General features: G+C 52.4%; 18 protein-coding genes and 2 pseudogenes. 14 read left to right on the plus strand and 6 right to left on the minus strand.

Annotated elements, in window-relative coordinates; genetic code table 11:
• Positions 1-268: 268 nt before the first annotated feature.
• Together FRY98_RS25375 and FRY98_RS25380 are read left to right on the plus strand one after the other, a co-directional pair.
• Positions 269-3,061, plus strand: a complete 2,793-nt coding sequence (locus FRY98_RS25375) for a glycoside hydrolase family 3 C-terminal domain-containing protein (protein ID WP_148457481.1) — start codon at positions 269-271, stop codon at positions 3,059-3,061.
• A gap of 217 nt (positions 3,062-3,278) precedes the next feature.
• A complete protein-coding gene (locus tag FRY98_RS25380) occupies positions 3,279-3,431 on the plus strand; it encodes a response regulator (protein WP_148457483.1) in 153 nt (50 codons plus the stop codon).
• Positions 3,432-3,578: 147 nt separating this feature from the next.
• On the opposite strand, the gene FRY98_RS25385 is transcribed toward FRY98_RS25380, so the two are convergent.
• The 4 genes and pseudogenes from FRY98_RS25385 to FRY98_RS29560 form a co-directional block, all read right to left on the minus strand.
• On the minus strand, positions 3,579-4,469 hold the full coding sequence (locus tag FRY98_RS25385; protein WP_148457485.1) for a DUF2268 domain-containing putative Zn-dependent protease: 891 nt from the start codon (positions 4,467-4,469) through the stop codon (positions 3,579-3,581).
• An 879-nt stretch (positions 4,470-5,348) separates the two neighbouring features.
• On the minus strand, positions 5,349-6,092 hold the full coding sequence (locus FRY98_RS25395) for a DeoR/GlpR family DNA-binding transcription regulator (protein WP_148457487.1): 744 nt from the start codon (positions 6,090-6,092) through the stop codon (positions 5,349-5,351).
• A gap of 35 nt (positions 6,093-6,127) precedes the next feature.
• Positions 6,128-6,520: a VOC family protein gene (locus FRY98_RS25400; RefSeq protein WP_148457489.1), complete on the minus strand. Its 393-nt coding sequence runs from the start codon at positions 6,518-6,520 to the stop codon at positions 6,128-6,130.
• Between the two features lie 229 nt (positions 6,521-6,749).
• A pseudogene (locus FRY98_RS29560) lies at positions 6,750-6,941 on the minus strand (sugar-binding domain-containing protein); the annotation flags it as partial.
• A 180-nt stretch (positions 6,942-7,121) separates the two neighbouring features.
• Here FRY98_RS29560 and FRY98_RS25410 point away from each other — a divergent pair.
• The 9 genes and pseudogenes from FRY98_RS25410 (at position 7,122) to FRY98_RS25445 (ending at position 17,844) form a co-directional block, all read left to right on the plus strand.
• A complete protein-coding gene (locus FRY98_RS25410; protein ID WP_148457494.1) occupies positions 7,122-8,174 on the plus strand; it encodes a LacI family DNA-binding transcriptional regulator in 1,053 nt (350 codons plus the stop codon).
• Positions 8,175-8,593: 419 nt separating this feature from the next.
• Positions 8,594-11,425 (plus strand): beta-galactosidase, encoded by a 2,832-nt coding sequence (locus FRY98_RS25415; protein ID WP_148457496.1) that lies wholly within the window; start codon positions 8,594-8,596, stop codon positions 11,423-11,425.
• Between the two features lie 107 nt (positions 11,426-11,532).
• Positions 11,533-12,402 carry an ABC transporter permease gene (locus FRY98_RS25420; protein WP_148457965.1) on the plus strand — a complete coding sequence of 290 codons (870 nt, stop codon included), beginning with the start codon at positions 11,533-11,535 and terminating at the stop codon, positions 12,400-12,402.
• A gap of 12 nt (positions 12,403-12,414) precedes the next feature.
• Positions 12,415-13,326 carry a carbohydrate ABC transporter permease gene (locus FRY98_RS25425; protein WP_148457498.1) on the plus strand — a complete coding sequence of 304 codons (912 nt, stop codon included), beginning with the start codon at positions 12,415-12,417 and terminating at the stop codon, positions 13,324-13,326.
• Positions 13,327-13,361: 35 nt separating this feature from the next.
• On the plus strand, positions 13,362-14,942 hold the full coding sequence (locus FRY98_RS25430; protein WP_148457501.1) for an extracellular solute-binding protein: 1,581 nt from the start codon (positions 13,362-13,364) through the stop codon (positions 14,940-14,942).
• Between the two features lie 197 nt (positions 14,943-15,139).
• Positions 15,140-15,612 (plus strand): annotated as a pseudogene (gene tnpA / locus FRY98_RS25435) (IS200/IS605 family transposase).
• 693 nt (positions 15,613-16,305) lie between these two features.
• Complete coding sequence (locus FRY98_RS29245) at positions 16,306-16,431, plus strand: hypothetical protein (RefSeq protein WP_263639254.1); 126 nt, start codon at positions 16,306-16,308, stop codon at positions 16,429-16,431.
• A 362-nt stretch (positions 16,432-16,793) separates the two neighbouring features.
• Positions 16,794-16,997 carry a hypothetical protein gene (locus FRY98_RS29125; RefSeq protein WP_225040227.1) on the plus strand — a complete coding sequence of 68 codons (204 nt, stop codon included), beginning with the start codon at positions 16,794-16,796 and terminating at the stop codon, positions 16,995-16,997.
• 289 nt (positions 16,998-17,286) lie between these two features.
• Positions 17,287-17,844, plus strand: a complete 558-nt coding sequence (locus FRY98_RS25445) for a DUF4291 domain-containing protein (protein WP_225040228.1) — start codon at positions 17,287-17,289, stop codon at positions 17,842-17,844.
• A gap of 108 nt (positions 17,845-17,952) precedes the next feature.
• On the opposite strand, the gene FRY98_RS25450 is transcribed toward FRY98_RS25445, so the two are convergent.
• Positions 17,953-18,426: a spore coat protein gene (locus tag FRY98_RS25450; RefSeq protein ID WP_148457966.1), complete on the minus strand. Its 474-nt coding sequence runs from the start codon at positions 18,424-18,426 to the stop codon at positions 17,953-17,955.
• A gap of 299 nt (positions 18,427-18,725) precedes the next feature.
• Between FRY98_RS25450 and FRY98_RS25455 the strand changes: the two genes are divergently transcribed.
• Positions 18,726-20,591, plus strand: coding sequence for an assimilatory sulfite reductase (NADPH) flavoprotein subunit (locus FRY98_RS25455; protein WP_148457967.1), 1,866 nt, complete (start codon positions 18,726-18,728; stop codon positions 20,589-20,591).
• Positions 20,592-20,634: 43 nt separating this feature from the next.
• Positions 20,635-22,356 carry an assimilatory sulfite reductase (NADPH) hemoprotein subunit gene (gene cysI, locus FRY98_RS25460; RefSeq protein ID WP_148457505.1) on the plus strand — a complete coding sequence of 574 codons (1,722 nt, stop codon included), beginning with the start codon at positions 20,635-20,637 and terminating at the stop codon, positions 22,354-22,356.
• Between the two features lie 497 nt (positions 22,357-22,853).
• On the opposite strand, the gene FRY98_RS25465 is transcribed toward cysI, so the two are convergent.
• The gene (locus FRY98_RS25465) at positions 22,854-23,726 is read right to left on the minus strand and encodes a YitT family protein (protein WP_211373369.1); all 873 of its coding nucleotides are present in this window, start codon (positions 23,724-23,726) and stop codon (positions 22,854-22,856) included.
• A 515-nt stretch (positions 23,727-24,241) separates the two neighbouring features.
• Here FRY98_RS25465 and FRY98_RS25470 point away from each other — a divergent pair.
• The gene (locus FRY98_RS25470) at positions 24,242-26,002 is read left to right on the plus strand and encodes a proline--tRNA ligase (protein ID WP_148457507.1); all 1,761 of its coding nucleotides are present in this window, start codon (positions 24,242-24,244) and stop codon (positions 26,000-26,002) included.
• Positions 26,003-26,004 lie beyond the last annotated feature (2 nt).

Here is a 26,004-nt window from a genome sequence, read left to right on the forward strand (position 1 = left end):
CGCTCCAACTTTGAAGTCCATAACGGCAGGCCGCCCCACCAGGGACGGCCAAATTTGCATTTTACTGGATGTAATCTAGTTTTATTCGGATAATATAACATATTATGTATGTAAAATTCGATCAGAAAACGATTTCCCTCTTGAAAATGTTTTCAATATTGAGAATAATGGAGAGAGGTTATAGATAAAAAAAGGGCTGGTCCCGGGGAAATACATAGGGATAGGTAGTCCGAAAACAGAGCAGATAACTAGATGTGGAGGGAATAAGTTGAACACAGAGAAACTGGGCATTACATTAAAGGGCTTTGCGGAATTCAGCAGGAAGGTAGCCGCGGACGGCGCGGTGCTTTTGAAAAATGACGATCAAGTTCTTCCGGTTCAAAAGGGCGAAAGCGTTTCGATTTTTGGGAGAATTCAAGTGAATTACTATCGCAGCGGTACGGGATCGGGCGGCAGTGTGAATGTGCCTTACACGACCAATCTATTGGACGGCCTGCGCGGCAAGAAGGACATTTCCGTCAATGAGGAGCTGGCCGCGGTCTATGAGAAATGGATTGAAGAAAACCCGTTCGATAACGGCGGCGGGGGTTGGGCGGCGGAACCTTGGTTTCAGAAGGAAATGCCTTTGACCGACGAACTCGTTGCCGGAGCCAGACGGAAATCGGACAAGGCCATTATTGTCATCGGACGGACCGCCGGGGAGGATCAGGATAACGCCAACGAACCGGGAAGCTATCAATTGACGGCGCAGGAAAAAGAAATGCTGAAGGCGGTTACCGCTCATTTTGAGAAGACTGTCGTAGTATTGAACGTATCGAATATCATCGACATGAGCTGGCTTGACGACTCGGACTATGTCAACCCGATTTCTTCCGTCATTTACGCTTGGCATGGCGGGATGGAAGGGGGCAACGCAATTGCGGACGTGCTTGTGGGCGAGGTGACCCCCAGCGGGAAGCTGACCGATACGATCGCCTATTCCATCGACGATTACCCGTCCACCCGCAATTACGGCAATGAATTTAAAAATCTGTACGAAGAGGACATTTACGTAGGTTACCGGTATTTTGAAACCTTCTGCCCGGACCGCGTTCAGTTTGAGTTCGGCTATGGTTTGTCGTACACGGAATTTCAAATCGAACCGGAAGCGGCGAAGCGGGTTGAGCGGGAAGGCGAGACCTTCCTTGAAATCGGGGTAACGGTAAAAAATACAGGAACGGTTTATGCGGGGAAAGAGGTCGTCCAAGTTTATGCGGAGGCCCCGCAGGGCAAGCTTGGCAAGCCGGCTCGCGTGCTGGTCGCGTTCGGGAAAACCAAACTGCTGCAGCCGGGTGAATCGCAGCGGCTGACCCTCGGTTTTCCGGTCAGCACCATGGCTTCTTATGATGACGGCGGTGTGACAGGACATCCTTCCGCGTATGTCCTTGAGGAAGGAACTTATGTCATCTATACCGGAAACAGCGTCAAGAAGCTGTCCCCTGTTTCTGTGGACGGTCAGCAGGGTTACACGCTAGACCGGCTTCAAGTCGTGGAGCAGTTGGAAGAAGCTCTGGCCCCTACCGAGAGCTACCGGCGCATGAAGCCGGGTGTCAGAAAGGCGGACGGTTCTTACGAACTCGTTTATGAAGAGGTGCCGAAACGAAAAATTTCTTTGGCGGACCGCATTCAAAACAACCTGCCCAAAACGCTTGAGCAAACCGGGAACCGCGGTTACAAATTAAGGGATGTGTATGACGGTAAGGTCAGCATGGAAGCGTTTATCGCCCAGCTCTCGGATCATGATTTGGCCACGATTGTAAGAGGCGAGGGGATGAGCAGCCCGCTGGTGACCCCGGGCACCGCTTCCGCCTTCGGCGGCGTAAGCGACGCTTTGTTTAACTACGGCATTCCGGTAGGTTGTACGGCCGATGGCCCGTCCGGCATCCGGATGGACAGCGGTTTGAAAGCCACCCAGGTCTCGATTGGAACTTTGCTGGCCGCGACGTGGGACGTGGACCTGGTGGAAGAGCTGTATGTTATGGAAGGCCAGGAACTGGTCAGCAACGACATTGATACGCTGCTCGGGCCGGGGCTGAATATCCGGCGCAGTCCGCTGAACGGGCGGAATTTCGAGTATTTCTCCGAGGACCCGCTGGTCACCGGGCTGTTTGCCACCGCCTGCACGCGGGGGATCAAGAAGGGCGGCTCGAACGCTACGCTGAAGCATTTTGCCTGCAACAACCAGGAGAAGCACCGCAGCAAAGTGGATGCGGTCGTGTCCGAACGGGCGCTTCGCGAGATCTACCTGAAAGGTTTTGAAATCGCGGTAAAACAGGGCGGCGCCAACTCCGTCATGACCGCTTACAACCCGGTCAACGGGCATTGGTCGGCGTCGAACTACGATTTGAACACCACCATTTTGCGTAAGGAATGGGGCTTCAAAGGCATCGTGATGACGGATTGGTGGGCCATAATGAATGACACGGTAAACGGCGGACCGGCCGATCGGAAGTACACTAACTGGATGGTTCGGGCACAAAACGATCTGTATATGGTGGTCAGCAATTATGGCGCCGAAATCAACGCTTGGGACGACAATACGATCGAATCCTTGGAGAACGGAACGCTTACCCGGGGGGAACTGCAGCGCTGTGCCATCAATATTTGCGAGTTCCTGATGCAGGCGCCGGTCTTCTTCCGGAAGCAAGAGATCGTGGAAACCGTCCATGCCTTCAAAGCCAATCCATCGCTTACCGGCGAAGGGGCACAATCGTTGGCTCAAAATACGCAGGTCAAGCCCGCGGCGGCCGGTTCGACAGTATTCCGGGCGGAGCAAACCGGCGAATACCGGATTATCGTGAACGTGATGTCGCCGGAATCCAATTTGGCACAGAGCGCCTGCAATGTCCTGCTGAACGGCGAGCTGATGACGACCGTACAAACGAACGGGACGGAAGGGAACTGGGTGAGACAGAAACTGGTGAAAGTCCAGTTGGAAGCCGGAGTTTACGAGATGACTCTCGAGTTCATCAAACCCGGCATTCAAATCGATTGGATAGAATTTAAGCCGGTACAGGTGTAATATTGATTGATCGGGTAAGGAGAACCGTCGTCGCCGTGAACACGCGGCGGGTTCTCCTTTTTTTGGTTCAGACCAAGTTCGCAAAAAATATCAAAACGTACATATCGGTTTCAATTAAATTAATTGCTGTGCCCTGGAGGAGAAAAGCGTGAATGTTGGTCGGAACAGGGCAGTACAAGCATTAAAGTCATATTGCCGTACTTAGAAAGGAGATTTCATGAGGATTTTTTTGGCGGATGACCACCCGCTTTTTCGCAGCGGGGTTCGGAATTTAATTCATAGCACCGGACAGCTTGAGGGGGTCGGCGAGGCGTCGAATGGGGAGGAGGCGGTTCATCTCGCTCTGGAGGAAGCCGCCTCGTATCTCTAAAATCACCAGAAATGCCTGCAGATTTGCAACTTTTTTTGAATTCCCTCGAGAATCGGCCTAAATACCTGCAGATTTGCATCTTTTTCGAGTGGAAGAGTTGGAAGTGCGCTAGGCCCTCTTGGTAGCGGTCCCTGACTGTCTATTAAGTTAGAAAATACCACAGTTTTTTATAATCTTGTCTGTGTCAAGCAACGAGGCTTCCGCTATGCCAACCTGATTTAGCCGCATAAAGGACTGGACCGCACGATAACCTACCGCATATCCGGCGAACGGCGATAAGCCTACCGGCGCGTATCCTTGTTCTTTGGCCAGACGGTCACCGAACATATAGCTGCTTACCTCGGCAAACCCCTTTATATCCAGGGCCCCTTTCACCACTTCAATCGAATATGCCAAGTCTTCTTCATCAAAAGAAGTCACCCAGGGCCCTAAGTGGTCCGCTCCATACAATTCTTTGGCGAAAGATTCGGCCAGCCCCTCAATAATTAAATAATCGCCCACCGTGACATTTCCGTGATCCCAGTCAAAATAGGAGAACCGAAGATTATGATGAAACTCGTGGGCGATGACCGCCGGCAACCTCGGGATATTGTACTCATTCGGATAGACGGCTATATGAATGAACCCCGGTATTCCGCCAAAGCCGCAGTAGCCTTTTTGCAACTCAAGTGTTAAGGGATCGGCAATATACAGCCCGAATTTTAAATCGTCGGCACTAATCTTCAGATCGTGCTGGCGAATAAATGCTCCGCAATCATTTAAAGCACGAGCCGCCGTTTGCAGCGCCTGTATCTCCTTCAATGTCCGCAAGGCGGCAACTCCGGTTTCGGTTTCATTTACATCAAGGTAACCGAGCATACGGGAGGCCATCATCACATCGTAACCCTGCGGCTGCTTGGCCAGCAAAGGAATGTTTATCGCACTCCACATCCGCTCGAAAGGCTTCATCATGGTATAGCGAAAGTAGTCTTCCCGTTCTCCCTGCAAGGAGAACAGCATTTCATATTGTTCAATCGTGTTCTCTATGATGATATTCATTGGATATCGCCCACCTTACCAATCGTCTTCTGTCAGACTCACTATAAAGCATGACGCAGCGGCAAGGTCAAATCTCAATTTCTTGATTTTGATTACAGAATTTCAAATTCAAATATTTAAAAATTGCAGAATACGCCTGATGCTCCATCACCATCGGCTATATGCGCGTTAGTCGGAATTCGGCGCCCCGCAATTTCAGCCACCCGCAGCAATAGCGGCCTTTTGGGCTGTTATTTCGGTTCATTCACCCATTCAGGGATAATAGCGGTCAAAAGGCCTTATTTCCTGTCGTGTGGCACTAGCGTTGCATTAGCCCGAAGGATCTAATGGCTGTAATCGCCTCTCTTTGAAGCCGGGCGGGTGGATAAGTGCCATTTGCGGCCTTATTTTGTCGAATTCGTCCCTTCGGTGAGAAATAGCGGTCTTTTGGGGCCTTATTTTAAGGAAAAGCGGGCTATAACCTGATTTTTGAACCCGCATCCGTGAAATAAGGCCCTTTTTGGCCGCTATTATTCCCGAAAATGCAAATCGGGCCAAAATAACGGCCCAAAAGGCCGTTATTCGATGGGAGGCAAGAGAAGCAGCGGGTACCAGCCCCCGTTTCCCACGCTGCCGCTAAAATCGGCGAATAAGTCTAATATAGGCTGGCAAGGTTAGCACCCATGTTAGTAGGGTCTCCCGAGGAAAGATAAGGTGTTCGGCTTGGAACGGCAGGAATCTGAATTCGTGTTTGTGGGTTCGCTAATTTTGTTCTGTACCCAACATTGCCGGGTAGAGGTATGTCCTCAAGCAGGCCAAAGTCCTCATACCCTTGCTTGAGATAGAAGTCCGGTGCCTGGAAATCGGGCGTATCCAGATGGATCAGTTTAGCGCCGGAATTTATGAAACTATGCAAATCTCCTTTGGTTTTGATGTGGGGTCTGCAGCATCCATAGGCAGATCCCGATCCGTAAAAAGAATGTCGACCTCTTCAAGCCGCCCGATTCGAAAGGGGAAATTCACGTTCATTTTCGAATGATCCGCCAGCATGACCACGTTTCGCGCTCTGGCGATCATTTTCTGCTTGATCAGCGCATCCTCCAAATGGACCCCGGTAATTTCTCCTTCATCGATCCCGCACGCCCCGGTAAAAAACCAATCCGCCCGATATTGTTCCAAGGCGTCAAGCGCAGCCGATCCGTATACATACTGATCCCGCGAATGGAGTCGTCCCCCCAGAAGGATCAGTTCCACCTTCGGTGAATGGCTGAAGGCTTGAGCGATATGGAGGGAATGGGTCACGATCGTCAAGACCCGGTCAACGATAAATTCGGCCATACAAGCTACCGAAGTGGACGAATCCATGAACAGCAGATCCCCGTCTTTCGGCAGAGAGGAGGCCGCTTTCGCCAATTTCCGTTTAAGGTCTCCGCTTTCTTCCTTCCGCTGCGCATAAGTTTGAATCGTGGAAGAGACGGCGCCCCCTCGGGTTCTGGTGATCCGGCCTTGCTGCTCCAGCTTGACCAGATCACGTCTTGCCGTGTCCCTCGATACTTGAAACGTGTCGCAGATATTTTGCACGGTCACTAATGCCATCGTTTTGGTCATGTCTTCAATGAGGGACAATCGGGTTTCCTGGTCCATCGGTATCGCTCCTTGTTAGGCCTCTAATTTAAAGGTCAGCTTGTAATTTCGACCCGATTGTTCTCGGGATCCAGCACGACGCTTTCATAGCACCCGTCCCCGGTCCACCGGGGCTCGCCGATCACGGCGTATCCGTCATTTTTCAAACGCGCGGTCAATGCGTCAACCTGCTCCACGCCGCCGACCGAGACGGCCATATGGATAAAGCCCAGAGCCTGAAAATCCACGGTGTTCTGATGCGGATCCTTCACGTCGGGTCTTTGCATCAATTCCAAACGGCAGCCGTCGTCGTAAGAAATAAAGTAGGACGAAAAGGAGGTACGGGGATTCACGTATTTCTCGTTGGCACGTCCGTTGAAATAGGTAAGGTAAAAGTCCTTCATTTTCTCCAAGTCCTCGCACCAAATGGCGATATGATCTATTCTCATTCAGTTTCACTCCTCACATAATATAAGTTATATCACTTAATATATAAGCAAAATAGCTTATTTGCAAGTGGGAGGGAGGAGGTAAGGATAAAACAGCCCCAGCCCCCCATGACGAGGCCATACCTATCTTACTTCCGCTTAGCAAGGAACAAAACGAAACCATTTCAGGTCAAACTGACTTCTCGGCAAAAAATAAAGGTAAGCACTTGCGAGCCTTGGATACGCTACAGCGCGAGTTGGGCGACTGATGGACGACCCGGACCTGGATTCCGTTAGGACCTTTTTGAATATAGGGGGTGATGTCCAGTTCAAACGTGGAGTAGCCGTATTTCCATACGCCGGCAAGTTGACAGTTGACATACAGCGAGAGCGAGGAATCCATATAGACCCCTTCAAATCGCAGGGCACGAAGAGCTTGCTGGGGTATTGAGAGACAATGGAGGGTATGGCTAGATTCTTGATGTGAATGAAATGGGGCGCGGGCTGCGAAGGGAACCCTTTGCGGCCCGCGTCTTGTCGCGTTTCCGCGAGGTCGTTTCCATAGGTTGGGAATTTTGATATACTGGGTGTGATCTGCAACTAAAATGAAGCAGGTGAAACTATGAAATCGGTTACAGTCTATGACATCGCGAAAGAAGCCAATGTCTCCGTCGCAACCGTTTCCCGGGTGCTGAATAACACCGCGCCCGTCAAAAAGGAGACCCGGGAGCGCGTCAAGGAATTGATCGACAAATATCAGTTTCAGCCCAACGCACTCGCCAGAAGTCTGATCAAAAAAGAAACGGGCATGATCGGCATTATTCTGCCGGACATTACGAATCCTTTTTTCCCGGAGGTGTTGTCGGGGTTCGACCAGGAAGCGAGGAAAAAAGGATATACGTACTTCCTCTGCGACACGGTGTCGGCCAACGCGGACGATGCCGAGCAGTATGTCAGGGAGTCGCAGTACCTAAACGTGCTGGCGGAGAAGCAAGTGGACGGCATCGTTATGCTGGGGGGCCGAATTGATCTGGCCAAGCCGGGCAAAGAACTGGTCGAAGAAGTGGTCGATGTGGGGAAGAGGCTCCCTGTTCTGCTGATCAACGGCCGAATCCCCGGGGCGGGCCTTCCCGCCGTCGCAAGCGATGAGCGGTTTGGTGCCGAGCTGGCGACCACGCATCTGATTGAGCTCGGCCACCGCAAAATCGCCCTTGTCGGCGGATATCGGCACATGAGCAACACGGTGCAGCGCACGGCGGGGTTTACCAAAACGATGGAGCGGTACGGGCTGGAGGTTCGAAAGGAGTGGCTGCTCCACGACGGATTTTCGGTAGACAGCGGAACCGCATTTATGGACCGGCTGCTCCGGCTTCCGGATCGCCCGACCGCCGTGTTTTGCTTGAACGATTTGGTGGCGATCGGAGTCCTTAAAGCCGCCGTCAAAGCCGGTTTGAAGGTGCCGCAGGACATGTCGATTATCGGATACGACGACATCCCGTTTGCGTCGTACAGTATCCCGGAATTAACGACCGTATCGCTGCGGGCTCATGATCTTGGACGCACGGCGGCGGAAATTCTGCATAAGATGATTACCAAAAGCAAGGTGCCCAAAACCACCCTGATCAAGCCCGAACTGGTCATCCGGGAATCTACGGGCGCCCCCGCGCCACATTGAACTTTCGGACGGGGGCGTTTACGAACAAATTCCAGGATTGACAACCGTGATGGGCTAAGCTAAAATATCGATGAAAACCCTTACATTTATCTACTAATCATACTCCTCTTCGCACCAATTCGTACGTCATCCTTTTTATTCTTCATTCAAGAATTCCAAGTATTTTCTTCCAAATCAGGTTTGTCGTCCAGTTTGCGAGGGTATCCCTGACTTCTCCGAGGTATGAAACCCATTTCATTAAGTTTTACCGACCTTCTTAGGTTTCATTTTTATCATTTTCGAATAGCCGCATGCTGCTTACTGTCATGATTAACAGTCCATTATTTATGAATACGCCAATATGAAACGGGTTTCATGAAATGGGTTTCATATAGAGTTACGCAGTCTGTTCATTTCCGCTTTGTGAGGAGTGATGTTGATTGAGTTCTCATGTTCATGCAGAGTCGGTTGTTCGCCTAACCCCTGAATCCGTCGATATCGACGGCGAAAGCGTCATTTTATTATGTGCTTCGCTCTTCTATTTTCGGATTCCGCGGGAATTGTGGAAGGAACGAATGCTGCAGCTCAAGGCGATGGGGTATAACTGCATCGACGTTTATTTTCCCTGGAATTATCATGAACCCCGGGAAGGAGAATGGGACTTTACCGGGATACGCGACGCGGAGGCGTTTTTGCGTATCGCCGCAGAATGCGGACTATGGGTCGTTGCGAGACCCGGTCCCTATATTTGTTCCGAATGGGACGGAGGGGCTCTGCCGGCCTACCTGCTGGCGAAGGAACCGGAGATAAAGCTGAGGGAGTACGATCCCGGCTTTTTGGAGCAGGTTGCCAAATGGTACGGCGTCATCTTGCCGATCCTTCGCCGCCATCAGGCGGGGGAAGGCGGAAGCGTCATCTTGGTTCAACTCGATAACGAACTTGATTTCTACGGATGCGGCGACCCCGAAGCCTACATGTCGGCGCTCCGCGATATGGCCGTGGCTCATGGCATCAAAGTTCCGCTGATCGCCTGCGCCGGACAGGGGGGGATTGTCCAGGCCACGGGGCTGGCGCAGGGAGTGATCCCGACCTGCAATTTCTATCCCGATGATCGCGATCCCGAGTTTGAGGCCAAGGTGCTGCATTACCGCGCGGCACTTTCCGACCTCGGGCTCCCGTTAATGGTGACGGAGACGAACCGGAACCATTATCTGCTCCGCAGGCTGTTGTCGGCCGGGGCGAAACTGCTGGGTCCGTACCTGCAAGTATCGGGCACGAACTTCGGGTTTACGAACGCCACCAATAACTGGGGCAGACCGCTCGCCTTCCTGGCTTCGGATTATGATTTCGGGGGGATGATTTCTCCCGAAGGGCATATCCGGAGAGAAGGCTACGAAGGCAGACTGCTTGCCAGATTGCTTCAGTCTTATGGTCCAGCTCTGGCGGCAGCGGCGGTAGGTCCGCATCGGCTCTGGAGCGGAGAGGGGGATATGAGGGAAGTCTTCGGTCCGTTCGGGCTTCGGTTAAAAGGAGGCGGCAGTCTGCTTTTCTTGTCCAATGGAGCGGAGGAAGCCAGATCTTTCGCACTGCGGGCCCAAGACGGGCGAAGCATTCCGACCGCGGGAACGTTGACCCTCACCTCGCGCGGGTCCTTAATCTTGCCTGTCGATGTCCCCCTTTCGCTTTGGGGCGTTGACGGCAAAGTGATTTACGCAACGGCCGAGCTTTATTGGGCGAAACCGCAGGACGGGGGGACGGTTTTGGCCTTCCATCAGGCGGCGGATGGCGGGGAGATTGCGCTGGATCTTTGCGACGTCGTAGAGTTTGAAGCAAACGCGGCGGCGGTGATCCTTGAGAACGACAGATTCATGATCCAAAGAACCGGCGCCGAAACGGCCTGTATTCGCTTCCGCTTGAAGGGAGGGCGGCAGCTTACGGTCGTCATCAGCGACCGTTTGAAAGCGCTTTATGCCGAAAGTGTCTCGCTAAACGGGGAATTGACCGTTACTGAACCGGATTTCCGTGAAGAACGGCTTCATGACAAAGGTGCGGGCGTGAGCTGGAAAAGATCTTTGGCAAAACAAGGTGAGCCGGCCGTTCAAGCTCAAGCTGTTGGCGAAACGCACGACAGCAGGCTTGAACCATTGGAACGACTCGGCGTCTATCGCGGTTTTGCCTGGTATGAAGCCAAAGCCGCCATCCCGGAAGGGAAAGAAGCGGCGGGCGTGCTTGTAAGCAAAGCCGGGGATGTTTTGTCGCTTTACGCCTCGGGCCGGTATGCCGGAACTTTCACACCCGGCGGAGGGACCGTCTATGCCCCCCTGGAGAATGCGAGAGCGGAACCGGATCGAGGCGGGCTCCCGATCCGCGTCAGGGTGGAAATTTGGGGGCACTCCAATTTCGACGATATCCGCCTCCCGGGGCTCCGGCTCCATTCGAAGAAGGGCCTGGAAAGTATCATCGCCGTCACGGGAATCCGCGACATCACCTCAAATTGGCGAATGTCTCCGGCAGCCGAGCATTCCGCTGGTGATGCGGCGGCCTTCCAGGCGGAGGAAGCTTGGCACCCGGTAGTCGGGTTCGGAGGCTGGTTGTCCGATGATCCGTATCCGGATGAAATTTACAGCAAAACTTTAACTACCTCGGCGGATGTCAACCGCTGGACTCTGCACTTTCAAAACTTGCGGGGGAAGGCCAGGCTGTTTGTGAACGGCATCGACGCCGGTTTGATCCATCCCTGCGATCCCTTCGTCGACGTTACCCCTCATGTGGTCCCCGGCGAAACGGTGCATCTGACCGTCCGTCTGCAACGCATGATGGGCCAATCCGCGGGACGGGTCATCTTGTATGAGGGAGTCTCCGCGGCCGATTACGTGATAAGAGCGGGGGAGGAACCGGAACTTCTCGCCAGCGCCGGGACGGAAGCCGCACAAGATTTGCAGGAGCCGATCCAACTGCCTATCGCCATGGATCCCGGCGCCGTGGGCTGGCTGCATGGCGTTGTAGGGAACTCCGCCGCCGGTAAAGGCTGGAGGGTGCATGTGGCCGGCACGGGGCTTAAGCTCACCGTGTTCTTGAACGAGACGATCGTCGGCCGCCTTTGGCTGCCGGGGGGCGCCGGCCGCCCGGTGATGACCGGGGGTAGCTCGGATTCGTTCTACCTCCCGGGGCCATGGCTTGATCGGAAGGAAGCGCGGCTTCTGATCTACCTGGAGGCGGTTGATCCGCAGGCATCCGGAAGACTGGAGGCGCTGGATTTTATACCCGTATAAGGAGGTTCGCTATGGAGACTGCTGCACAAGCCCGGAGCCGCAAACGTCAGCACTTGCATTCCGGCAGCCGGAGGAGACGGTTCTGGAACAACAAAACGCTCCTGCTGATGTGTCTGCCCGCGATTCTGTTCTTTATCGTATTCGCTTATTTGCCGATGCCCGGCCTGTATTTGGCTTTCATTAAGTACAACTACACGGACGGCATATTCAAGAGCCCGTTCGTCGGTTTCGATAATTTCAAGTTCCTGGTCATGACCGGCGATTTGTGGAGACTCACATTAAATACCGTCCTTTACAACCTGGCCTTCATTCTGCTCGGCAATGTGCTGCAAATCGTCGTCGCCGTCTTTTTAAATGAAATTCGTCTGAAGTGGTTCAAAAAGGTATCGCAAACGCTCATGTTTCTGCCTCACTTCATCTCGGCCGTTCTGATCGGGCTGATCGCTTACAATGTGCTGAGCTATGACTACGGATTGCTGAACTCGATTCTGACTTCGCTCGGGATGGAGCCCGTCAAAACCTACTCCAACGCCGGCATCTGGCCTTTCATTATTATCCTGACCTATTTGTGGCAGTCGACGGGGTACGGTTCCATCGTTTATTTCGCCGCGATTATGGGATTGGACAACGAGATTATCGAAGCTTCGGAGATCGATGGGGCCAACGCCTTTCAACGAATCCGCTACATCGTGCTTCCCTGGCTTAAACCGACGTTTATCATCCTGCTCCTGTTCTCTTTGGGCGGGATTCTCAGAGGCAACTTCGGGCTCTTTTTCAATCTGGTCGGAGCCAATAACACCGCGCTTTACGCGACGACGGACATCATAGAAACCTATGTGTTCCGCGCGCTGATGACCAACTTCAACTTCTCGATCGGCAGTGCGGTCAGTTTGTACCAGTCGGTCTTCGGATTTGCCGTAGTCCTTACGGCCAACTGGCTGGTCAAGAAATTTTCGCCCGACAATTCTCTCTTCTAGGAGGCGTTACGCATGGATGACCTCATCGAAACCCGAAGCGTCCGAACGGATTTCAGCGGAATCCTCGTGAAAATCGTCGGCTACGTATTTATCGGATTGTTTTCTCTGTGCTGTCTACTGCCATTCCTGCTCGTGCTGGGCACCTCGTTTACTTCCGAGGATGCGATCAAACGGTTCGGGTTTAATTTTTGGCCTCGGGAATTCAGCGCGTTTTCGTACAAAATCGTCTTCGAGAACCCGGATCTGATCATCGGCTCCTATCTGGTGACGATGGGTATTACGGTGGTCGGCACCGCCGTGGGACTGTTCCTCGTTGCCATGACCGGTTACGCGCTGCAGCGGCCGGATTTCGAGTACCGGAATAAAATTTCATTTTTTATCTATTTTACGACGTTGTTCACGGGGGGCCTTGTTCCGTTCTACCTGCTGGTCACGCAATACCTGCATCTGAAGGACAACTACCTGGCGGTTTTGCTTCCCGGCCTGATCAGCCCGTTTCTGATTATTATGATGAAAAGCTTCGTCCGCTCCATCCCGCACGCGATCACCGAATCCGCCAAAATCGACGGCGCCGGCGATTTCACGATTTTCATCAAGCTTATTCTGCCGATGACGACGCCGGCGCTGGCGACCATCGGTTTGTTCATCGCGCTGGGGTACTGGAACGAATGGTACAACTCGATGCTGTTTCTGTCGCCGGATATGAAATACCGGCCGCTGCAGTTGTTTCTCTATAACGTGATCACCAGCGCGGACTTTGTCCGGAACTCGGCGGCGGCCTCCAATGTGGAGCTGCGCGATGTGCCGCTGGAGTCTATGAAGATGGCGACCGCCATCGTTGCCACGGGCCCTGTCATTTTGTTCTACCCGTTCGTGCAGCGTTATTTTATAAAAGGAATTACGGTTGGGGCGGTAAAAGGCTGAATTTCATTACGAAGGAAAAGGGGAGGTCATGATCGATGAAGACGAAATGGGGAAAAGCTTCGATTGTGTTGCTGGTATCCGTCATGGTGTTTATTCTCTCCGCATGCGGCGGAAGCAACGAGGGCAAGGAGACGGGGAAATCCACCCCGGGAACGGCGCCCGGTTCCGGTCCGGACACCTCGAAGTTCGTCAAGATCAGCTATTTGGTGCTCGGCGATAAGCCGAAGAACGGACAGTTCGAAAAGGTGCTGGCGGAAGTCAACAAGTTCATGAAGGAAAAAATCAATGCCGAGCTCGAATGGAAGTGGATCGAATGGGCGGATTGGCAGACCAAATATAATCTGGCGCTGGCCTCCGGCGAGCCCATCGATCTGATTACGATCGGAACCGACTGGCTGGACACTTGGGGAAATGCGCAGCGCGGCGCTTTTATGAACCTCGATGAACTACTGCCCAAGTACGCGCCGGAAACGTGGAAGTCCATCCCCGAGGAAGACTGGAAGGAGAGCCGATACAACGGCAAAATCGTGCTGATCCCGGAAAACGACTACACGCAATGGGTAAACCACGGCTTCTTTTACCGCGGCGACTGGGCGAAGGAGGCCGGCCTAACGGAGCCGATCAAGGATTGGGAAGGCATCGAAACTTATCTGCAATATATCAAAGATCATAAACCCGGTGTGATCCCGTGGGATGCGGCTTCGGGGACGCAGACCTGGGGCGGATTTATCCAGTCGTATACCGATCAGTTGGAGCTGCCGATTTCAACCGGATTCCTGCCCGTCTTTACGGCAAAGTCCTATGATGAGAAATTTACGGTCACGAGTCCCGTGTTTGAGGACGTTTTTGTGAAATATGCAACGATGATGAAGAAATGGGCGGATCAAGGCTTTTGGCGCGAAGATGCGCTGAACAACAAAAACAACAACCGCGATGCCCTGAAGGCGGGCTTGTCCGGTTTGGACCAGCATCATACCCAAACGTTCTCGGGCCTGCGCGTGGAAATGGATAAATTACAACCGGGATCCGAGCTGCAGATGTTTCCGTTCTCCCGCACCCGCGGTACGAATTTGATGGAGCTGTCGATTACCCATGGCGGCACATCCGTCGGGGCCCATAGCAAAAACCCGGAGCGCGCCCTTATGGCTTACGATTTGATCCGCAATAACGAGGAGATCTACCATCTGATCAATTACGGGATCGAAGGGGTGCAGTACGAGGTGAAGGACGGCAAGCGCGTTCAGCCGGAAGGCTTCAAGGATGCCGAGCACGGGTACTATTCGGACTTCTGGGGTGGGCGTGTCGACAAATTTGAAATTCCGAGCGCGAACTCTTGGGATCAGATCGAAGAGACGCTGTATGCCGAATACGACAAAATTAAGAAGCCGTATGTGTACGGGCAATTCGTCTTTGACAAGACGCCGGTAGAAGCCGAGTTGACGGCGATCTCGCAGGTGACGGGCGAGCTGGGGCCGGCGATTGTCCTCGGCAAGGCGGGGGATCCGGCCCAGGCGGTGGAAGAATTCCGCGACAAGCTCAAACAGGCGGGCTACGATAAAGTGCTGGCGGAATTGCAAAAACAGCTCGACGCCTATAAAACCCAGCTGGGCGAATGAAAAGCGAATAAACCGACCATTACCGCTATCCCGGATTTACGGGATAGCGTTTTTGTTGCGGCTTTAGCCAGTTGAGTGCGTGAAACGTGCGAAACAAAAAACCACCCGCTATGCGGGTGGAAGGATTGAGGGTTTGACCACTAAGACCATTCCGATAAACTTGAGATGTTTAGGCTCAAGGAAAGGAATGGTCTTCCATGGCAACCAAGAGCTATAGCCTAGCTCACACAAAGTGGATGTGCAAATACCACATTGTATTCACCCCGAAGTATAGACGGAAAGAGATTATAATCAAGTGAGAAAAGATCTGATTGAAATCTTCAAACGCTTATGTAAGTACAAAGGTGTAGAGATCATAGAAGGTCATATGATGCCGGATCATGTACACATGTTGGTAGCGATCCCACCGAAGATTGCAGTCTCATCATTCATGGGATATCTAAAAGGAAAAAGTTCGCTAATGATCTTTGAGAAGCATGCCCAGCTCAAATATAAATACGGAAATCGAAAATTCTGGGCAGAAGGATATTATGTGAGTACGGTGGGTTTAAATGAAGCAACGGTAAGAAAGTACATTCGAGAACAAGAAGCACATGACCAAGCGGTAGAAAAGCTGAGTGTAAAAGAGTACGAAGATCCGTTCAGCAGCAACAGGAGCAAGAAGAAATAAACCAGTTTAACTGGTAAGTGAAAGTGACAAAAACACTGAGCCTGAACGGATTTGGGGTCAGGCTAGCGTCTTTAGGCGCAGTTTGGCAACAGGGGGTTATACCCCAAGAGCAAACCACCCGTTGGACGGGTGGATATGATTTAGTGATATGTCACATCCAAAGAGGCGCCTAGTGTGCTTCCAGGCTTCGAACTCCAAAAAGATGCAAATCTGCAGGTATTTCTGGCCGGTCCCCGCGGGAATTCTAAAAAAGATGCAAATCTGCAGGAATTTCCAGCGATTTTAGAGAAACGAGCCGGTTTCGTCGGAAATTCCTGCACATTTGCAGGTATTTAGAAATTTTGAGTCCAAACAGGAAAAAAGCATGCAGATATGCAGCAATTTTATGTCATCAAGGTTGTGTGAAGGGGTGCTAGTAATAATCGCGCCCCTTCAGAGGGAGGCAAAAGCGGTAACGGCATAGTAGCTTGAACGTAGTGAAAGCAAGCGCCTTTAGACGCGAGACACGGGTAGTTTTGATTTAAATTTTTCATTTTGTGAATCCCGCTACAAAATGAAGACGAATTTTCTTTTACCATTAGATTTGTGAATAAGCCAAGAAAGGGGAGACGATGAGGAAGCCAGGAAAGCTCGCGGTTTAGGAAAAAAACTGGCCAAGTGTTACTAGGCAGCATGCATCTAAGGGAGGTAAACATGAGGAAAGCGGCAAAACTTGCGGTATGCATCATCTTAACGGGAACCATCCTGGCACAAATGGTACATCCGGTTCATGCCCAGCTCGACGGGATCAAGGATCCTCCGGTCATGAATCGTTTATAAACAACCCTGAGGTTCCGCTCTTGCTACCGCCGATATCGGAAGGAAGCATATAAAGAAATATGCAGTTCACAAACCTCGCATGGGGCCCAGCCGGCCATGGCATTCTCGCTCCGCAACGATGGGTAGACGGGAAGTCTGGCGGGTAAACCATTAAAACCCCGGGCTAAAGCAACACATGCCGAAACGGCCGTAATGGTACTTCGCTTGTTGGAATACTCCGGTTTCATCGAGGTACCAAAACAACAGAAATAACACGCAAGCAGCCTCGGGTGCATTCGCACTCGGGGCTGTTTATTAAATTTTGGTGTGACAACACCTACTTTTTATACCGCGAATCGTTTGCACTTGGGAAAAAAGCCATTATGATGAAATATATAGCCCCTCAAAAATTTGTGGAGGATCATAAAGAAGAATTCGGACAAGTTCATAGAATTGAATGGAGTAAAAGGAGCCGTGGACGATGTATGGATCTGTATCAAAGAAAACGCTGGAACGAAAATCACAAACAATTAACGGGGATTCTGACAAAGGCTGCGGAGCATGAGAAGGCTGTCGAACTTTTTTAAATCAGCATGCCATGCTTCATTCCTCCAACATATCCCAGTCTGAATCTGAAACTCTAGAAGATGTCCTCCTGCAAAATTTGCCGTAAGCACAGTTCCGACGCTACCCCGCGGTTACCCCGGATACCCGTTTGGGGGAAAAAGACCTGGGCAGGCCTTGTGCTAATGCCGGCCACCCGGCACAATTTTGTCCATCTGAACAAGGCGATACGGATCAAGCGAAGGAAAAGTCAGTCAATCACGCCTTGACGTTGAGGCGTTTTAGATACTGGAATCAGAAAGGTTGAAGAGAGTGCCAACTTATAAGGGCTTTTACGCAAAATATACGGACAGATATGTAACGGTTTACCAAGCGTTTAATCATCTCATTGCGGACGAAATCATGGATAAAAAAACATTCGGTCCTTCTTTTAAGTTGGATAGAATGACATGGATCAAGCCATCATTTTTATGGATGATGCATAGATCCGGCTGGGGAAGCAAAAACGACCAAGAAAGAATATTGTCCATCGACCTTTCCAGAGAAGGATTTGATTATATTTTATCCAAGGCGGTATTAACCAAATATAAACCTAAGATTCATGGATCGTCCGCCGAATGGAAAGCCATGTTGAGTGAGTCTGATGTGGTATGCCAATGGGATCCCGATCGAGATATTTACGGAAACAAACTGGATCGAAGAGCAATTCAACTCGGATTAAGAGGAGAAGCGGTGCAGAAATATGTAAACGATTGGATACATACGATTAATGACATTACAGATATGGTTCACGATTGCAAACGACAAATTAGCCACGGTTCATTTAATAGTGATTTATTACCTGTGGAGAGGGAATACCATACAAACTGACAAGCTGCAATGGAAATGAAAGTTGATGAGCCCCGTCATCCAACGATAAAAAGAGCACCGCCGATGAAGAAGGAAACGTCCGGCCGTGCTCTTTTTCTATTCCCTTGTTTACATTCTCAAAGCGGCGGAAGCCATTTGGATGTCGTTGGCGAGCAGGTGCTCCAGGTTGTAGGAAGGATAGTAGCCGTTCGAGTACATGAAGTTAAACACTTTGGCATGAAGGGCTACGCCGGTATTCAGATGCCTCAGAAAGGTCTCGCGCAAGCTGGGGGTTGCCGTTTCCGTAATGGCGATCGCGTAGGTACGCACGGCCGTCTTGAAGAACCCGAGCAGGTTGGCCGCTTCAAAGGCCGTAGGATCCGGGAAGTGGCTGCGGTGCGCGGTTGGAGCCATAGGGTAAAACTTCAGCAGGTCCTTCAGATTTTGCTCCAGGACGCAGATTGTCTCTTCGTAAAGACAACGGAGGGTAGGATCTTGTATGGTCGGACATAGCTTTTTGAAGAGAACCAGATGCGACGATTGAAAGGCTACCAGTTCATGCAATTCCATCGTTTCATGCCAGGCCAAATGTTTGTGGGGCATGGGGTTTACGTTCACAATGTCACACTCCAAGTTTTTAGTTTGGAATATTCTATGCATTCGCCCAGAATTGGTGCGTGTATTAAATTTAAGTAACATATAAAATATTATGTAAACCAAAATAATCCGGTTATCCAAAATGACTTGGATTTGTCCGCTTTTCACTTTATCAGCAAACCTGATAGTTCCTATAAGATCATTCGAATTGACCATTCTTTCAACCTGTGATAATTTCAAGATAGTATAATTCTGATCATATTAGTAGGAATTGAATTTACGGAAGTTTTTGTGAGGTGGATCTATTGGAACTGCAGGTGACAAACAGCCCTTTTAATCAAGAGCAGGCGGAATTATTGAATCGATTGCTTCCTACGCTGAGCGAGCTTCAGCGGTTATGGCTTAGCGGATATCTTACGGCATTGCACGGCGGTGCCGCGACCGTCCCAGTCGGAACAGGGATACAACAAGCGGGAGGAGCGGCGGTGTCGGCTCAACCCGTTCCCGTCAAGGCGATCACCAAGGAGGTCACGGTCCTGTTTGGCTCCCAAACCGGAAACAGCAACGGACTGGCCAAAAAGCTGGCTAAACTGCTGCAAGAGCGCGGATTTTCGGTGCAGCTGACATCGATGGGCGATTTCAAACCGAATACGTTAAAAAAGATCGAAAATCTGTTCATCGTCGTGAGCACGCATGGAGATGGGGAGCCGCCGGACAGCGCCATCCCGTTTTATGAGTTTCTGCACAGCAAGAGAGCGCCGCAACTGGAAGGGACCCGCTACTCAGTGCTGGCTTTGGGCGATACGTCTTACGAATTCTTCTGCCAGACCGGCAAAGACTTTGATAAGCGGTTGGCCGAATTGGGCGCCAAGGCGATCGTGCCGCGCGTCGACTGCGATGTCGATTTCGAAGAACCGGCCTCGGCTTGGATGAGCCAGGTCGTTACCGCGTTGACCGACTCGGCCGCACAAGAAGTAGGGCCTCCGCAAACGGGTGCGGCCATCGGCTCCGCTCCTTCGCTCGCGGTCAGCGATGCCGAACCGGCGTATTCGCGCAGCCGTCCTTTCCAAGCCGAGGTGCTGGAAAACCTGAACCTGAACGGCCGCGGTTCCGAGCGGGAGACCCGCCACTTGGAAATTTCGCTGGAAGGTTCGAATCTCCGTTACGAACCCGGTGACAGCCTGGGCGTATATCCGCAAAACCATCCCCAGCTCGTGGATGAGCTGATCGAAGCGGCCGGCTGGAAGGCGGACGAAATCGTAACGCTTGGCAAAACGGGGGAGACCGCGCCGCTTCGCGAAGCGCTGCTGCGCCAATACGAAATCACGGTGTTAACGAAGCCGCTGGTCACGCAAATTGCCGAATTGAGCGGGAACACCGGATTGAAGGAACTGATTGAACCGGAACAAGCCGAGAAATTGAAGGCTTATCTTCAAGATAGAGATTTGCTGGATTTGATCCGGGATTTCGGCTTGAAGGGGATCTCCGCGGCCGAGCTCACCGGACTGCTGCGGAAAATTCCCCCGCGGCTGTACTCCATCGCGAGCAGCCAGAAAGCCGTGCCGGATGAAGTGCATATCACGGTCCGGGCGGTGCGCTATGAGGCGAACGGCCGCAACCGTTACGGAGTTTGCTCGGTTCAACTGGCGGAGCGTCTTGCGCCGGGCGATTCACTCCCCGTGTTCATTCAGCACAACCCGAATTTCAAGCTGCCGGAGAATCCGGAGACGCCGATTATCATGATCGGGCCGGGAACCGGGGTCGCTCCCTTCCGCGCCTTCCTGAGCGAACGCGAGGAGACGGGAGCTACCGGTAAAACCTGGCTGTTCTACGGCGATCAACGTTTCTCCACGGATTTTCTGTACCAGGTGGAATGGCAGCGCTGGTTGAAGGAGGGCGTTCTGACCCGGATGGATGTCGCTTTTTCCCGCGATAGCGAGCAAAAGGTGTATGTTCAGCACCGGATGCTCGAGAAGAGCCGGGAGCTGTATGCATGGCTTCAAGACGGCGCCGCGGTTTACATTTGCGGTGACGAGAAGAAGATGGCCCACGACGTGCATGCCGCACTGACGGCTATTTTGGAACGCGAGGGCGGATTGAGTCCTGAAGAGGCTTCGGAGTATCTGACCCGCATGCAGCAGCAAAAACGTTACCAGCGGGATGTTTATTAAGAAGCAAGTTCCCTAAGGACCCGCGAGAGGAGAGACTTGGAGCATGTCAGAAAATAATTTGATGTCGCCAAACAGTGCCCCGCACAGCGACGTGGAAGATATTAAAATCCGCAGCAACTACCTGAGGGGGAAATTGGCGGAAGTCCTGGAAGACCGCATTACGGCTTCGATTCCCGAAGACGAAAACCGCTTGATGAAATTTCACGGAAGCTATATGCAGGATGACCGGGACTTGCGGAATGAACGGAAAAAGCAGAAACTGGAGCCGGCTTATCAGTTCATGCTGCGCGTCCGCGCCCCGGGCGGTGTCGTCACGCCGGATCAATGGCTGATGATGGACCGGATCTCGCAAGCCTACGGCAACGGAACGATCCGGTTGACCACGCGGCAGTCTTTTCAGCTGCACGGCGTTTTAAAATGGAATATGAAGAAGACGATTCAGGAAGTGCATCAGTCGATGCTGACCACGCTGGCGGCTTGCGGCGACGTGAACCGGAACGTCATGTGTAACCCGAATCCGCACCAGTCGGAAATTCATGCGGAAGTCTATCAATGGGCATGCCGTTTAAGCGAGCATTTGGAGCCGCAAACCCGCGCGTACCATGAAATTTGGCTGGATGGGGAAAAGGTGGCGGAAAGTCCGGACGGCGTCGAACAAGAGCCGATTTACGGCAAGGTTTATTTGCCGCGGAAATTCAAAATCGGCTTGGCTGTCCCGCCTTCGAATGACGTGGACGTCTTTTCGCAGGACCTGGGCTTTATTGCGATTGTGGAAGACGGCAAGCTGGCCGGTTTCAATGTCGCCGTCGGCGGCGGTATGGGCATGACGCATGGCGACGTAAAGACTTACCCGCAAATCGCGCAGGTCATCGGCTTCTGCACGCCGGAGCAGGTGATTGAAGTCGCCGAGAAGACCGTGACCATACAGCGGGATTACGGCGATCGTTCGGTCCGGAAACACGCCCGGTTTAAATACACGATCGACGACCGCGGCATCGACTGGTTTATCGCGGAGCTGACCCGGCGGACGGGGTGGGAGCTGGAGCCCGCGAAGGCTTACTATTTCGAGAATCACGGCGACCGTTACGGCTGGGTAAAAGGCTCCGGCGGCAAATGGCATTTCACGCTGTTTATCGAGAACGGCCGGATCAAGGACGATCCCGATTATCCTTTAATGACGGGGCTGCGTGAAATCGCGAAGCTGCATACCGGGGATTTTCGTCTGACGGCCAATCAAAATTTGATCATTGCCAATGTGACCAGCGCCAAGAAAAAGAAGCTCGAAGAGCTGATCGGCAAATTCGGTCTCACGGATGGGGCGCGCTACACTTCACTGCGGCGGAATTCGATGGCTTGCGTGGCGCTGCCGACCTGCGGCCTTGCGATGGCGGAGTCCGAACGGTATTTGCCCACTCTGCTGGACAAAGTGGAGAAGCTGCTGGAAGAGAACGGCCTGCGCGAGGAAGAGATCGTAATCCGGATGACCGGCTGCCCGAACGGCTGCGCACGGCCGGCGCTGGCGGAGCTTTCTTTTATCGGCAAAGCGCCCGGAAAGTACAATATGTATCTCGGCGGCGGCTTTGCGGGCGAAAGGCTGAACAAGCTGTACAAGGAAAATATCGGGGAGACCGAAATTTTGGACTCCTTACAGGAATTATTTGCCCGTTACGCAAAAGAACGGCATGAAGGCGAGCATTTCGGCGATTTTACGATCCGTGCCGGGTACGTGAAAGAAGTTCGGGCGGGGCAGGATTTTCACGCGTAATTAATCATATTAATTAAATGGATATATACAGGACAGTCCTTATGTAGTGCGGGGCTGTCCTGTTTTGTTTAGGGCTTTAGCCAGTTGAGCTCGCGAAGCGTGCGAAAGAAAAAAACAGCTAATGGGATCGTGATCATAGGAGTGTTCAAGTTACTATGTATTACGAAGGCTAAAGGTGGCTTAATGGCTAATCGAAGTGGAATGTCACATAAAAAGAGGCGCCTAGAGTGCTTCCAAACTCCCAACTCCAAAAAGATGCAAATCTGCAGGTATTTAAGTCGATTCCCGAGGGAATGCGAAAATAGATGCAAATCTGCAGGCATTTCCAGAGATTTTAGAGAAACGAGCCGGTTTCGTCAAAAATTCCTGCAGATTTGCAGGAATTTTAAAATTTGGGGCCCCGAACAAGAAAAAAACATGCACATACGCAGGAATTCAATGTTACCAAGGTTGCTGAAAGGGGACTAGTAATAATCGCACCCCTTCAGGGGGAGACACTAGGGCTTGGGTCTCGCGAAGCGCCCCACAATTTCCGTGGACTGCACCACGTTCATAAAGGCCTGGGGATCGGTCTGCAGCACGGTTTTTCGGACGCTGGCCAACTCGTAACGGGTCGTTACGGTCATCAGGGTATAGTTTTCTTGTTCACTGTAACCGCCCTCCGAATGGATGCAGGTAATCCCGTGATGGAGCTTGCGGAGTTGACACAGCATTTGGTCTTTATGCTTCGTAATAATGAAGCAGGTCACCTTGATGTGCCCGACATGGATCATGTCGACCACTTTGCCTTTGACGAAGGTGGACAGCATCGAATACAGGGCCAGATCCCAGCTCTGAAAAAAACCGAGGGCCAGGATGACGGCTCCGTTCATCAGGAACAGAATATTACCCATAGGAACGTCCCGGGTACGCGTCACGATCGAGCCGAGGATATCGAAACCGCCGGTGGAACCGCCGGCCCGCAGGGAGAACCCGATGCCCGCCGCCGAAATAATCCCTCCGAATACGGCCGCCAAAATGGGGTCTTTGGTGATTTGGATGACGGGAATCAGCTCCATAAACCAAGTCGTGCCGATGACGGAAATACAGCTCAGAACGATATATCTGCGTCCCACCGACTTCCATCCCCAAATGATAAGCGGGATATTTAAGACGAAGAAAACGTAGGATATATTCCATCCCGTAATATACCCGATGATGGAAGCGACCCCCGTCACACCGCCGGACAAAAGCTGGTGGGGAATCAGGAATAAGTTTAGACCGGCGGCCACCAGCAGAGCGGATAAGAGGATCACCCCCACTTCCTGCATCGGTTTAAGTGAAGCTTTGAGCGGTTTGTTTATGAACGGAGCAACCGAATTTCGATTCATGACCAAGCCTTCTTTTCTCAACAATTTTTGGCTATAAAAAAATATTATCGGTTTAAATTATCTTTTTTATCACCATATCAGACTATGACAAATGTATCATTTTGAATCAAGCTTCGTTTATCCTTGTTTTGGGGCGTTTTTTCACAATAAGCTCGTTTCATCTTGACTAATTAGCGGTAATCTTGTAATTTAGCTATAAATTGCATGAAATCCCAATAAGCGAAGACCAAGGCCCCTCGGTTCAACATTCGCCGATTCAGAGAAGAAACCCGCCGGCTGAAAGGTTTCCCGGTGCGAAGAACTGGAGATCCTACCTTGCGAGCTGCCGTCAATGATACGATCATTCGCCGGCCGGCCTATGCCGTTATCGATGAAGGACCTTTGCCCTTGTTTCCTTGCGGAATCCTTTTTTGCGGAAGGAACGGGCTGCGGTTAAATAAAGGGTGGTACCACGACACATTCGTCCCTGACGAATGTGTCTTATTTTTTTCAGGGTGGAAAGGGGAAGATCGAAGATGCGACAAAGCGGATTACTGTTAAACACATTACGGGAATCGCCGGGCGATGCGGAAACCGCGAGTCACCGGCTCTTACTGCGGGGCGGCTTCATCCGCCAATTGGCCGCAGGGATATATACTTATTTGCCGCTGGGCCGCCGGGTATTGCGGAAAGCGGAGCAAATCGTCCGGGAAGAAATGGATCGGGCCGGTGGGCAGGAAGTGCTGATGCCGGCGATGCAGCCGGCCGAATTATGGCGGGAATCCGGACGCTACGAGGTATACGGTCCGGAGTTGATCCGGCTGGCGGACCGGCACGGCCGGGAATTTGCGCTGGGTCCGACCCATGAAGAGGTCATCACGTCGCTAGTGAAACAGGAGATCAACTCCTATCGCCAATTGCCGATGACCCTGTATCAAATCCAGACCAAGTACCGCGACGAGCGCAGACCGCGCTTCGGTTTGCTTCGCGGGCGCGAATTCCTGATGAAGGACGCCTATTCCTTCGACGCGGACTGGGAAGGGCTTGACCGCTCCTACCGAGCGATGTTCGCGGCCTATCACCGCATTTTCCAGCGCTGCGGCCTGGAGTTTCGCGCCGTGGAGGCGGATGCCGGAGCGATCGGCGGCGAGGGAGGAACCCATGAATTCATGGCCTTGGCCGATATCGGGGAGGATACGATCGTTGTTTGTACGTGCTGCGATTACGCCGCCAATTTGGAGAAAGCGGAAGCCCGGGAAGGGCGGGCGACGAAACGCGGAGAGGAACAAACGGAGCATTCGGCTGCATCCAGCGGCCGTCCTGGGATGGAGAAGTTCCACACGCCGGGCGTTAAGACGATATCCCACCTGGTGGATTCGCTGGGAGTAGGACCGGCGGACATCATGAAGACGGTCGTCTTCATGGCCGACGGCGTGCCGGTGGCGGTGGCGATTCGGGGAGACCGGGAGATCAACGAGCTGAAGGTGAAGAATGCCTTGGGCGCGGAAATCTGCGAACCCGCCGATCCGGCTGCCGTCGAAGCCTTGACCGGCGTACCGGTAGGGTCTGTCGGTCCTCACGGGCTGCGGATCCGCGTTCTGTTCGACTCCACGGCGGCCGAGATGGAAGAGGCCATCATAGGGGCGAATGAACGGGATTACCATTTCCGCCATGTGGTGCCGGGGAGAGACTTGACCATCTCCCAGGTGGGCGATTTCCGCAATGTTCAGGAGGGCGAAGCCTGTCCCCGCTGCGCGGAAGGTACATTAAAGTACTATCGAGGGATTGAATTAGGCCATGTGTTCAAACTAGGGATCAAATACAGCGAGAAGCTGGGCGCCGCGTTTCTCGACGTTTCGGGCAAGTCGCAGCCCGTTATTATGGGCTGCTACGGCATCGGCGTTTCGCGGGTGTTGTCCGCCGTCATTGAACAGAACCATGATGAATACGGCATAATTTGGCCGGCCTCCCTGGCGCCTTTCCTCGTTCACCTTGTGCCGGTGTCGATCAAGGACGAAGCGCAAAAGCGAGTGGCTGAAGAAATTTACGAACGTCTTACGGAACTCGGCGTCGAAGTGCTGCTGGACGACCGCGACGAGCGTGCGGGTGTGAAGTTCAAGGATGCCGATCTGATCGGACTGCCGTTTCGCATCGTCATCGGCAAGGATGCCGGTCAAGGGCGGGTTGAATTCGTGGCGCGGCGTTCGCTCGGCGTGAAAACGCCGCTGACCGTGGAAGAAGCGATCCGCCGAGTGCTGGAAATGCGAGGCGAAGCGAACGATAGGCGCCTAAAATAACG

Origin of the sequence: Paenibacillus faecis (assembly GCF_008084145.1) — a bacterium.
In the GTDB taxonomy this organism is placed as follows: Bacteria; Bacillota; Bacilli; order Paenibacillales; family Paenibacillaceae; genus Fontibacillus; species Fontibacillus faecis.

What these genes read in the sequence shown, in the direction of transcription:
- cysI (WP_148457505.1), top strand. Translation starts at nt 20,635, where the DNA reads ATGTCAGAAAATAATTTGATGTCGCCAAACAGTGCCCCGCACAGCGAC.
- FRY98_RS25410 (WP_148457494.1), top strand. Translation starts at nt 7,122, where the DNA reads ATGAAATCGGTTACAGTCTATGACATCGCGAAAGAAGCCAATGTCTCC.
- FRY98_RS25400 (WP_148457489.1), bottom strand. Translation starts at nt 6,520, where the DNA reads ATGAGAATAGATCATATCGCCATTTGGTGCGAGGACTTGGAGAAAATG.
- FRY98_RS29125 (WP_225040227.1), top strand. Translation starts at nt 16,794, where the DNA reads ATGATGAAATATATAGCCCCTCAAAAATTTGTGGAGGATCATAAAGAA.
- FRY98_RS25465 (WP_211373369.1), bottom strand. Translation starts at nt 23,726, where the DNA reads ATGAATCGAAATTCGGTTGCTCCGTTCATAAACAAACCGCTCAAAGCT.
- FRY98_RS25420 (WP_148457965.1), top strand. Translation starts at nt 11,533, where the DNA reads ATGTGTCTGCCCGCGATTCTGTTCTTTATCGTATTCGCTTATTTGCCG.
- FRY98_RS25450 (WP_148457966.1), bottom strand. Translation starts at nt 18,426, where the DNA reads ATGCCCCACAAACATTTGGCCTGGCATGAAACGATGGAATTGCATGAA.
- FRY98_RS25380 (WP_148457483.1), top strand. Translation starts at nt 3,279, where the DNA reads ATGAGGATTTTTTTGGCGGATGACCACCCGCTTTTTCGCAGCGGGGTT.
- FRY98_RS25470 (WP_148457507.1), top strand. Translation starts at nt 24,242, where the DNA reads ATGCGACAAAGCGGATTACTGTTAAACACATTACGGGAATCGCCGGGC.
- FRY98_RS25395 (WP_148457487.1), bottom strand. Translation starts at nt 6,092, where the DNA reads ATGGACCAGGAAACCCGATTGTCCCTCATTGAAGACATGACCAAAACG.
- FRY98_RS25430 (WP_148457501.1), top strand. Translation starts at nt 13,362, where the DNA reads ATGAAGACGAAATGGGGAAAAGCTTCGATTGTGTTGCTGGTATCCGTC.
- FRY98_RS25385 (WP_148457485.1), bottom strand. Translation starts at nt 4,469, where the DNA reads ATGAATATCATCATAGAGAACACGATTGAACAATATGAAATGCTGTTC.
- FRY98_RS29245 (WP_263639254.1), top strand. Translation starts at nt 16,306, where the DNA reads ATGAGGAAAGCGGCAAAACTTGCGGTATGCATCATCTTAACGGGAACC.
- FRY98_RS25425 (WP_148457498.1), top strand. Translation starts at nt 12,415, where the DNA reads ATGGATGACCTCATCGAAACCCGAAGCGTCCGAACGGATTTCAGCGGA.